Source organism: Vibrio lentus (assembly GCF_002875945.1).
Taxonomy (GTDB): Bacteria; Pseudomonadota; Gammaproteobacteria; order Enterobacterales; family Vibrionaceae; genus Vibrio; species Vibrio apostichopi.
This window is the reverse complement of sequence record NZ_MCZK01000131.1, coordinates 1-8472: the sequence shown is the minus strand read 5'-3', so window position 1 is coordinate 8472 and position 8472 is coordinate 1. Positions and strand designations below refer to the sequence as shown.

The window sequence follows — 8472 nt, the reverse complement described above, 5'->3', positions numbered from 1 at the left end:
AACTCGTTTCATCTCGTCACCAGTTCGTGATTACTTTAAGAGGAGGCTATCAGCTTCGCTTTAAAGTATGTCGGTCAAGTGAGTCATCAATACACCGTCTGGAAGTGCTGCGCTGGCTTAGAAGTGATTTCTGTCGTTGGATGGTATTCAGTGGGTAGTGACAAGGCTAGCCCACCTGTACTAGAATGATTATGTCACTAAGCATTGCTAGTACAGCTTCTAAGCGAATACTAGAATACTTCCTAAGAGCCGGAGATCGCAAGGTCACCGGCTTTTTTGTGCCTGTTATTTAAGGGCAATTGAACATAATAGGAATAATAAACATCAAAATAAGTATAACTTTACCTCTCCCAATGGTGTGACTAGAATCACAGAAAAGTCTGGAGTTATTAATGAAAAGCATATCTACAAAGTTACTAGTTGTTCCTTTTATTTTTTCTATTTTTCTTATTATAGGAAATTTTATCGCAAACCAAACCTCTGATGAGGTCATGAGAGACTTTCATTCTGTGTATGACGATAGAGTTGTACCATTGTCAGATTTGAAACTAATTTCTGATTTATATGCCGTGGATGTCATTGATGCTGCGAATAAATTCAATGTTGGACTTTTGGAGCGTGATGTTTTTGAAGAGGGGGTTATTTCTGCAATGGAAAGTGCTGATCAGGTTTTATCTAAATATCTCCTGACATCATTAACTCAAGAAGAAAATCTTCTTGCTCAAAGCTTGGTGGAGAAAGTCAATAAGGTAGAAAAATTAGTACCAAGGATACTTGATGAAAATAGGTCTTTGGTTATGAGTAATGAGGAAATGATTACTAAGCTGTATGTACTGATTGATGATATGGGAGAAGATGTTGGGTCTTTGATTGAATTGCAGCTAAATGTCACTAAAGAGGTTTTGTTGAAATCAGAGGAAAATCTACACTCAAGCTCTGTTTTCTCATGGTTTTTGGTTGCTTTTTCTACTGCTATTGCCACTGGCTTCTCTTTATTTTTGGTGAAGCGTGAATTACGAAGTTTGCCTTCTCTCGTTACTTGGATCCGAGCGTTAGAGGGGGGGGATTTATCTCAAGTTAATATTAAACAAGGGAATAATGAATTAGATTCTATTTCAGAGTCGTTGTCTCGACTGTCTTTGAAACTTAGTGCTACTTTGTACCAAGTTCACACCAGTATGGACTCTATTAATCAAAAACAAGATGAGTCTATTGAGCTTGTTGAAATTAGCCGAAGTAATTCTCTAAATGAGCAATCTTCTGTAGAGCAAATTGCAACCGCATCTACTGAGTTATCTTCAACAGCGAGGGATGTTGCCGATAACGCTCAAAGGGCGGAACAATCGGCCATGGAAGCGAATGAGATAATCCAACAGAGTCAGAGCACCCTTAAGAACTCTACCGATACAACTGAGGAGATATCTCAATCAATATCTGAAACTCAGACGATAGTTAATTTACTTCGAGAGCACTCGGAGCGCATTAGCAGCGTGGTAGATGTCATTAATAACATCTCAGAGCAAACGAACTTATTGGCTCTAAATGCCGCTATAGAGGCTGCTAGAGCTGGGGAACAGGGGCGAGGCTTCGCTGTTGTTGCGGATGAAGTTAGAGCGTTAGCTGGTAAGACTCAACAATCTACGATTGATATTCAAGAAATCATTGCACAGCTTCAAGAGCAATCAAGGAAAGCGGATGAATCTATGGGGCGCAATGTAGAGTTAATGATTGTCACTAAATCGACAACCGGTGAACTCGCTCAATCGTTTCATACCATATCAGAGAAGGTATCGAGTATTTCAGAGGTGAACTCTATCGTTGCGACTGCTTCGGAAGAGCAAAGTGCCGTAACTGCCGATATTTCAAGTCAGCTGGAAAATATGAGCATATTGGTTCAGCAGAATATCGAGGGGATTGAAAGTACAGTTAAAGCCTGCGACTCGGTTGTAGAGGTGACGAAAGAGTTGAGTTCTGAATTGAGTTTTTTCAAGGTAGACAAATAATGAATCAGAATAAATGTGTTTTTTGTTATCGTGGTGATGTTGAGCTGATTTTACTTGGTTCTGGTCGAAGTTGTTCTAATTGTCTTGTTATTGCTCACGACTTAGTTCATATCGAGGGGTTTTCTCCAGAAAACAAAGTTGAAGAGGCTGTGCTATCACTAATTTTCTTTTTAGAAACCGATTTGGTTTTAACTCGTGAATTGCTTAAATCTCAATCTTTAAGTGGTGATATCCAGACGGTAATTGGGCAAAAAAAAGAAAAGCTAGCTGCTATTGAGGTTAGTTATTCGGGAGTGGAAGAGTCTTACACTAAGAAAATAAAAGATCTACTGAATGAACATACAGTGCTGCTCGGACTTTACGCTGATTTACCATAACGGCACTTAGTGCGTACCGAGATTTAGATGCAAAAACACCTCCGATCTGGAGGTGTTTTTGCAAGGAGGGCATATGAAAACTCAATTTTTGCTGCCTTATGAGTATAGAACAGGTTTTTGATGTGTGTAGATTTTGCTTGAATTTAACGTAATGACACTTAGTGCACCGAGATTAAGATACAAAAAAGCCTCCCATACGGGAGGCTTTTTTCGTTATTGGCATCAAACTATTACTACCAAAACTCAGGTTGAGACATGCGAGTCGGGAATACTCTTAAAATCTCAATACAGTTATCTTTGACTCGATAAGGTATGAGATATGGATACTTATTTAGGACAAGCTCTCTTGTTCCAAACACTCGGCCTGTGCGACCCATAGCTGGATTTGTTTTTAAGAGGTTTGTTAAGTCATAGACCTCTTGAACAAATTCACGTGATGATCGTGGGTTGTGTTCGTGTAGATACTCCGCGGACTGCTCTAGGTTGACTAAGGCTTTTCTCAGCCACTTAATCTGCATTCACGCCCCACTTAGAGAAGACATCCTGCACTTCTTCCTTATTGGCAAACTGTCCCGAATCAGCTTCATTCAGAGCGTCTTTGATTTCATTAATCTGCCAAAGCTCACGAACTAGGTAATCTTGAATTGCTTGGTTGGTAATCCATGACTTTGTTCGCCCCGTGGATTTTGCAAGTAGTGTTAGTTTTTGTTCGATATCTTCGGGGATTCTGACTGACATAGATGGCATGGTAAGTCTCCTTGTATTACATTGCTTACATTGCTTACATTGTAATACAAAGTGTTCATTTACCATAATAGGAATAATAACTACCAGATTATCGAGTGGTTGCACGTCACTTTTTAACCCGCTTCCTTGCTTTGGGTTTGTAACTAAATTTAGTTGCAGTTATGCTTGGGTTAATTGTTTAGTTGAGATATGTAATGGGCAAGAAAGACAAGTTGCTGTTAAGCCTAGCCAACGCTAGAAAAGTTTTTGCATGGAATGAACTGTCTTCTTTGTTAGTTTCTCTTGGTTATGTGAAGAAAGAAATGGCGGGTTCAAGAGTTCGTTTTTATCACAAAGAAAAAGATGCTCTCTTGTTGCTGCATAAGCCTCACCCTGAAAATGAAATTAAGGGTGGTGCTCTTAAATCGGTCAAAGAACATTTGAAAAATGAGGGTTTCTTATGAGCTATCTGAAATATAAAGGATATCTAGGGACGATTGAGCCTGATATGGATGCAGGGATCTTGTTTGGTAATTTGGCTTTCATTAAAGATACCGTAACGTATGAAGCCTCAACCCTTTCACAATTAGAGAATGAATTTAAGGTATCGGTTGATGAATACCTTGCCAGTTGTGAGGAGCTAGGAAGAGAGCCACAAAAACCATGTAAAGGATCTTTTAATGTTCGAGTGGGTGGTAGGCTTCACCGTGAAATCGTAGAAGCAGCGATGGATAGAGGTATTAACTCTTTTGTGAAAGAAGCTATCGAAGAGAAGCTGATTAGAGAACATTACAGATAAAAAGAGTGCCATGATAGGCACTCTTTCGGTAAAGATTTAGTTAAGGACTACTTCTTTATGGGCTTGCTAGTTTCTTTTCCATTACCTGCGGAAGACTGACCAGTCGATGTTGTTTTTATACCCGGAGCCATTTGCATTGATGGTATGTCAGCACTTGCTGTTGCTAGCTTTCCACTCGGGGCAGTTTGCATTCTTAACATATCTGCGCTATCTGTCATTATGACATTATGGATTGTTTTTTTGTTAGACATTGTTTGATTCTCGATATTTAGAGTTACAAAAAGAACTACAAATGTTATTGCGAAGCAAAAAAAGATACCAGTGGTTATATTGAGATATGAGTTAAATTTTAAGTATGGATTGCTTTCGGCTTCTGCGCTTACTAAAGCTTGAATGTAATATCTCTCAGCAATTTCTAGTTGCTTACTTATTGCTTTATTGCTGATCTGATAGGCTATTATTGATGATATTACGGTTATTAAAAATAAAAACCATGAGGCCTGTATAAGAAGCAAATACGAAGATTTTTCTAATGGTGTGATGAAACGTATCGCGGTTAAAGATAATGCTAGACCAGAAGCTGATAGGGATAAAACCGCCTTATCATAGCCTTCATTATTAAAGAGTTGTCGCTTAGAAAGTTCCTCTCGGAATTTGTCGTATATTTCTTTGCTTTCCTTCTGTTCTTCCTCTGTACGGGTAAACCTTTCATTGCTCAAATATAACTCCTTTGAAGTTGATGTGTGGTCACTCTAAATAGGATTATAACAGTATGCTTGTGTCATTATATTTAACGTAAGTTCACTTAGTGCGAAGTGCGCGAACTTCGCCCGACAACAAGATGTTATCGGGCATTTTCGTGAATATTAGATTTCGTGCTAGTGATAATTAATGAAATTTTAATTAGTTAAAACAAAAGCTTAAGCTTTCGTTGTGTGTAATTAGTGCAATTGTTATTTCATGTAAAGAATCTTACCATCGGTAACACTCTCTCATTTTCGTACTTGCCTGCTAAAAACTTAAAAAGACAGCTCACTGGACGATGCCACTCGACCAGTGATTGATAAAAGCGATTTCTCGCCTGACTTGTGTGTTACCTCGATCTTTCAGGTTCTTATTGGTATGGCTGCCAGCCACATTGTATCCAACTCAACAAAGGCATTCGGTAATATCACCCTTTGTTTTTCGCCCCTACTTAATCAATCTCCCTCGCTTCATTTCTCCAGGTCGTGCCAACGAGCCTGTCACTGAAATGCTGCGATTCCCACGTTAGTTTCTATTGTCGGGGTATCACGCCACCGAACTCCTATTTCTTTCTAGCCTACGGCTCACTGCTTAACAGTTTTCAGGGGACCGAGATTCCAAAGCATCTCCCTTACTCAAAAGAAATATTCACCGTTCATTACCAGAGTCTCTCACTCATGGCTTGATACCACTTACCCAAATGCAACGTCTACCGATGCAATGACAGGCTTGAGCTATACAGCGATCTAACGAGCTTGCGCCCCTTAGTACCAAGTGTTCCAGTTTTCACCTCACACCCCTAGTATCTCTCGATACTCTCAGCAGCCCACCCGTTGGGAGTGAGTTCGACCATTTCCAGCCGCCCTCACTACGGATTTTCACCGTTTCAATACAAACAGGAGTCACACTGTCACCAGTGTCTCCGTTTCCGTGTCGCCCAATCTTCCTTGACCCTCAAGGGATTGGGTCGAACAGGGGGATTACACCCCCGAGCGCCCGTCGTAGCCGTACGAACCCAATTACGGGTATACGGCTTCGGCAACACTGTTTGTAGGATGGCAGCCCTACAAACTCTAGCGATTGGCTGTCGCTATTTTTAAGTCAGTCAGCTTAAAGCTGATGGGTCACTGTTCGATTGGCATCGTCCAGTAAGCTTTCCTTTCAAGTCATTAATGACTTGGTTAATGCGAAGCAAGTTTCCCCACTCCACCGAAAATAATACGTGAATTTTCGCATTTTTCTAGCAGTACATAGGAATCTCTTTTGTCGTCCTCTCAACCTCCCTATAATATAACGTGGTCTCAATAACCTAAAATTAACTACCATGAATTACGTCATCCACAATCATAAATCTGATCTGATGAAGACCATCCAAAGCACCGTTGCTAAATCTGGTGGTCACCGTTATATCTACGAACAAATTCCAGAAATAAAACTCAAAGCCGTTTTATTCAAATGGGAAGATCGGTACCAAATTAATGCGACAAAACAGCAACGTTGGTATGCCAAAAAAAAAGGGAAGCCGAACAGCACCGTTATTCTTTTTCGTGATAAGAAATGTGATTACTTCGATGTTTGGTTATTTGTTAGCGATGGGGAGGGCGTCGTTAGTCAGTCCGAAAACCTTAAAAGTGTTACGGATAAACGAACCCGTGTCACTATCACCGGTTATGAGCTCGTCAGGCAAACTCAAACGGTATTAAAAGGGGATAATTACTTACAAAAAAAAGAACAATACACCAAAGAAAATAAACCTCGTTGGACATGGCGGATTAACTCCGAACATTACACGTTATGGGAAAAACAAATTAATAGAGCTATTCGAAGTAAAAACTCTCAGAAAATTGAACAGTGTTATTTTTTACTTCAGACCATGCCTTGTTTTGCTGAAATGAGGAAGCAAGCTTACCAGTTATTTAAGCTCTTCAAAACTGAATACCAACGATCCTTTACCAAAGAATACGATAAAACGTTAGGAAAATCGTTTTACGGACGATTCAAATCACCCCGAACGTCCCCTTTAAAATAAAAAAGCATTCTGTAGGGTGCGATTAAACACCCTGCTCGCTAAAAGCACTCCTCACGCAGTCCAAATCTTTCGTTCGTTTCAAGTCAGATTTTCGCTTCGCTCGTTTAATGACTCCTCGCACAGCTCGTCATGCCCACTTCCTGCGCCCGTAACGACCTGTAAGCGTGATTAACGACAAGAGTAATACCTTTCCTTAAGTTTGATGAAAAATGGCGCTTAGAAGCGCAAATCTGTGTGTCAAAGCGATTAGCGTTTTCCGCTTGCGGAAATTGTCCACAAATTTGTGATTCTGAGTGTCAGACAACTGAACGAAGTGAAGGCGTCAGAATATCCTTCTTGATTCTGATTAATTTGGTAGAGATAAGAACTAAGAAGGGAAATCGCTGTAGCCCGCATAAAACCTAGGCCGTATTTTCAGGATCGATCACTTGTTAGCTCAACCCTCTTACCAACACGGCTCAAAATTGAGGTTGTTTTTGAGCCATCCCGAATATATAATAGCTCTTATTAGCTCAAATGTGGCGCTTCAAATGAGTCTTGTTAGGTACAAAATCAACCCCTTTTTGGAGGGTATGGAAATTCCAGTTAAGGGAAAGCAGGTAAAACTATCTCGATTGGGTAAGGACAGTGATGTTTTAGTCAATCAAAATACGGGAGAGGTTCATGGGACACATGTAACAACGGTTAAAAGAGTTGATAGTGAGCAATTTGTTAAGTTGTTTGGTGCAAATATAGCACTTACTTTTGACCTTTCTTCTGCTGGAATTAAAGCATTTAATGTGTTGATTTGGGTAGTTCAGAATTCTGCTATATCCAAAGATGAAATTGACTTTGATAACTTGGTTTTAGATGACTTTTTAGAATCACATAAAGAAAATAAAGTGCCTTTGAGATTAAGTTTAGCCACATTTAAAAGAGGTATTAATGAGCTTGAAAGGGCGCAAATAGTCGCAAAAACCTTAAGGAAAGGGCGTTATTTTATTAACCCTAACTTTGTATTTAATGGCGACCGAATTGCATTTACAACTGTAATAGAAAGAGATAAATGCTCAGAAAGGATCGAGCGTTAGTTTTAACCATTACAGTGCTATTTTGTTCTAAAGCAAAGTGGATGTTAATTCGTGCTGTAAATCGCTCTGAAAGCGTCACAAACTTACAAGGCGTTATGGAAGCGTATCGCCTTGATTAAGTGCCCAAAATCTTTGCTAAGAGCGCTTGAGGGGCTCTGAGGCGTATTTTTGGTAGCTAACTCGCCTGTTTAACATAATAGGAATAATGAACACCCGTTTTTGAGAGGTGAAGCATCATTTTATGGCGATGATTAGATTTCGGTGTAAAGAACAACATGCCCTTCATTTACGAGTTCAAACGCTGTTATACCGTAAGGCTTTTTCTGTTCAAGGATTCGGCTTAAGTCCATTTCAAATATACGCTTAAACTTAACTGAGGCTTCACTACGGTAGTGGTTCTCTACGTGATAGCTTTCTGATCTACCATCCCAAACGATGAGTTTAGCCATTTTCCATGTTGTCATGTTTATCCTTAAATTTAACCATAGAGTCATCTTAGACGTTGCTCATGGAAAGAATAAATAAGGAGCTTTAGCGACCTCATCTATTGGCTTGTCAAAGCCTCAAGCGTCTATGTGACTGTTCTTCTAATTGGGACTTACTACAAAGTGACGTTTAGTAAGTTTTTACAAAGAGCCTCGCAGTTATCGAGCGTCTATTTTCTTCGGCTGACCAAACCGCATGGGGCTAACTACTTTGGTGTAGTTCCAATACCATGAGCTAA

Annotated in this window: 10 protein-coding genes; 6 read left to right on the top strand and 4 right to left on the bottom strand. The window is 39.8% G+C overall.

From position 1 onward, the window contains the following. The first annotated feature begins 392 nt into the window (after positions 1–392). Positions 393–2003, top strand: a complete 1611-nt coding sequence (locus BCT49_RS14675) for a methyl-accepting chemotaxis protein (RefSeq protein WP_102436163.1) — start codon at positions 393–395, stop codon at positions 2001–2003. After that, positions 2003–2380 carry a hypothetical protein gene (locus tag BCT49_RS14670; RefSeq protein WP_102436161.1) on the top strand — a complete coding sequence of 126 codons (378 nt, stop codon included), beginning with the start codon at positions 2003–2005 and terminating at the stop codon, positions 2378–2380. Before BCT49_RS14675 ends, BCT49_RS14670 begins: the two co-directional genes overlap by 1 nt. Before the next feature lie 233 nt (positions 2381–2613). On the opposite strand, the gene BCT49_RS14665 is transcribed toward BCT49_RS14670, so the two are convergent. Then, positions 2614–2898 carry a type II toxin-antitoxin system RelE/ParE family toxin gene (locus BCT49_RS14665; protein WP_102436159.1) on the bottom strand — a complete coding sequence of 95 codons (285 nt, stop codon included), beginning with the start codon at positions 2896–2898 and terminating at the stop codon, positions 2614–2616. Further along, positions 2888–3127 carry a CopG family ribbon-helix-helix protein gene (locus BCT49_RS14660; protein WP_102436157.1) on the bottom strand — a complete coding sequence of 80 codons (240 nt, stop codon included), beginning with the start codon at positions 3125–3127 and terminating at the stop codon, positions 2888–2890. Before BCT49_RS14660 ends, BCT49_RS14665 begins: the two co-directional genes overlap by 11 nt. Positions 3128–3321: 194 nt before the next feature. On the opposite strand from BCT49_RS14660, the gene BCT49_RS14655 reads away from it, so the two are divergent. After that, positions 3322–3570, top strand: coding sequence for a type II toxin-antitoxin system HicA family toxin (locus tag BCT49_RS14655; protein ID WP_102436155.1), 249 nt, complete (start codon positions 3322–3324; stop codon positions 3568–3570). Beyond that, positions 3567–3905 (top strand): type II toxin-antitoxin system HicB family antitoxin, encoded by a 339-nt coding sequence (locus BCT49_RS14650; protein ID WP_102436153.1) that lies wholly within the window; start codon positions 3567–3569, stop codon positions 3903–3905. Before BCT49_RS14655 ends, BCT49_RS14650 begins: the two co-directional genes overlap by 4 nt. Before the next feature lie 47 nt (positions 3906–3952). Here the strand turns inward: BCT49_RS14650 and BCT49_RS14645 are convergent, their stop codons facing one another. After that, positions 3953–4624: a hypothetical protein gene (locus BCT49_RS14645; protein WP_102436151.1), complete on the bottom strand. Its 672-nt coding sequence runs from the start codon at positions 4622–4624 to the stop codon at positions 3953–3955. Positions 4625–5973: 1349 nt separating this feature from the next. Here BCT49_RS14645 and BCT49_RS14640 point away from each other — a divergent pair. Further along, positions 5974–6678 (top strand): hypothetical protein, encoded by a 705-nt coding sequence (locus tag BCT49_RS14640; protein WP_102436149.1) that lies wholly within the window; start codon positions 5974–5976, stop codon positions 6676–6678. A 572-nt stretch (positions 6679–7250) separates the two neighbouring features. Beyond that, complete coding sequence (locus tag BCT49_RS14635) at positions 7251–7748, top strand: replication/maintenance protein RepL (RefSeq protein WP_241908088.1); 498 nt, start codon at positions 7251–7253, stop codon at positions 7746–7748. Positions 7749–7999: 251 nt separating this feature from the next. Here the strand turns inward: BCT49_RS14635 and BCT49_RS14630 are convergent, their stop codons facing one another. Next, positions 8000–8212, bottom strand: a complete 213-nt coding sequence (locus BCT49_RS14630; RefSeq protein ID WP_102436145.1) for a hypothetical protein — start codon at positions 8210–8212, stop codon at positions 8000–8002. Positions 8213–8472 lie beyond the last annotated feature (260 nt).

What these genes read in the sequence shown, in the direction of transcription:
- BCT49_RS14675 (WP_102436163.1), top strand. Translation starts at nt 393, where the DNA reads ATGAAAAGCATATCTACAAAGTTACTAGTTGTTCCTTTTATTTTTTCT.
- BCT49_RS14670 (WP_102436161.1), top strand. Translation starts at nt 2,003, where the DNA reads ATGAATCAGAATAAATGTGTTTTTTGTTATCGTGGTGATGTTGAGCTG.
- BCT49_RS14665 (WP_102436159.1), bottom strand. Translation starts at nt 2,898, where the DNA reads ATGCAGATTAAGTGGCTGAGAAAAGCCTTAGTCAACCTAGAGCAGTCC.
- BCT49_RS14660 (WP_102436157.1), bottom strand. Translation starts at nt 3,127, where the DNA reads ATGCCATCTATGTCAGTCAGAATCCCCGAAGATATCGAACAAAAACTA.
- BCT49_RS14655 (WP_102436155.1), top strand. Translation starts at nt 3,322, where the DNA reads ATGGGCAAGAAAGACAAGTTGCTGTTAAGCCTAGCCAACGCTAGAAAA.
- BCT49_RS14650 (WP_102436153.1), top strand. Translation starts at nt 3,567, where the DNA reads ATGAGCTATCTGAAATATAAAGGATATCTAGGGACGATTGAGCCTGAT.
- BCT49_RS14640 (WP_102436149.1), top strand. Translation starts at nt 5,974, where the DNA reads ATGAATTACGTCATCCACAATCATAAATCTGATCTGATGAAGACCATC.
- BCT49_RS14635 (WP_241908088.1), top strand. Translation starts at nt 7,251, where the DNA reads ATGGAAATTCCAGTTAAGGGAAAGCAGGTAAAACTATCTCGATTGGGT.
- BCT49_RS14630 (WP_102436145.1), bottom strand. Translation starts at nt 8,212, where the DNA reads ATGACAACATGGAAAATGGCTAAACTCATCGTTTGGGATGGTAGATCA.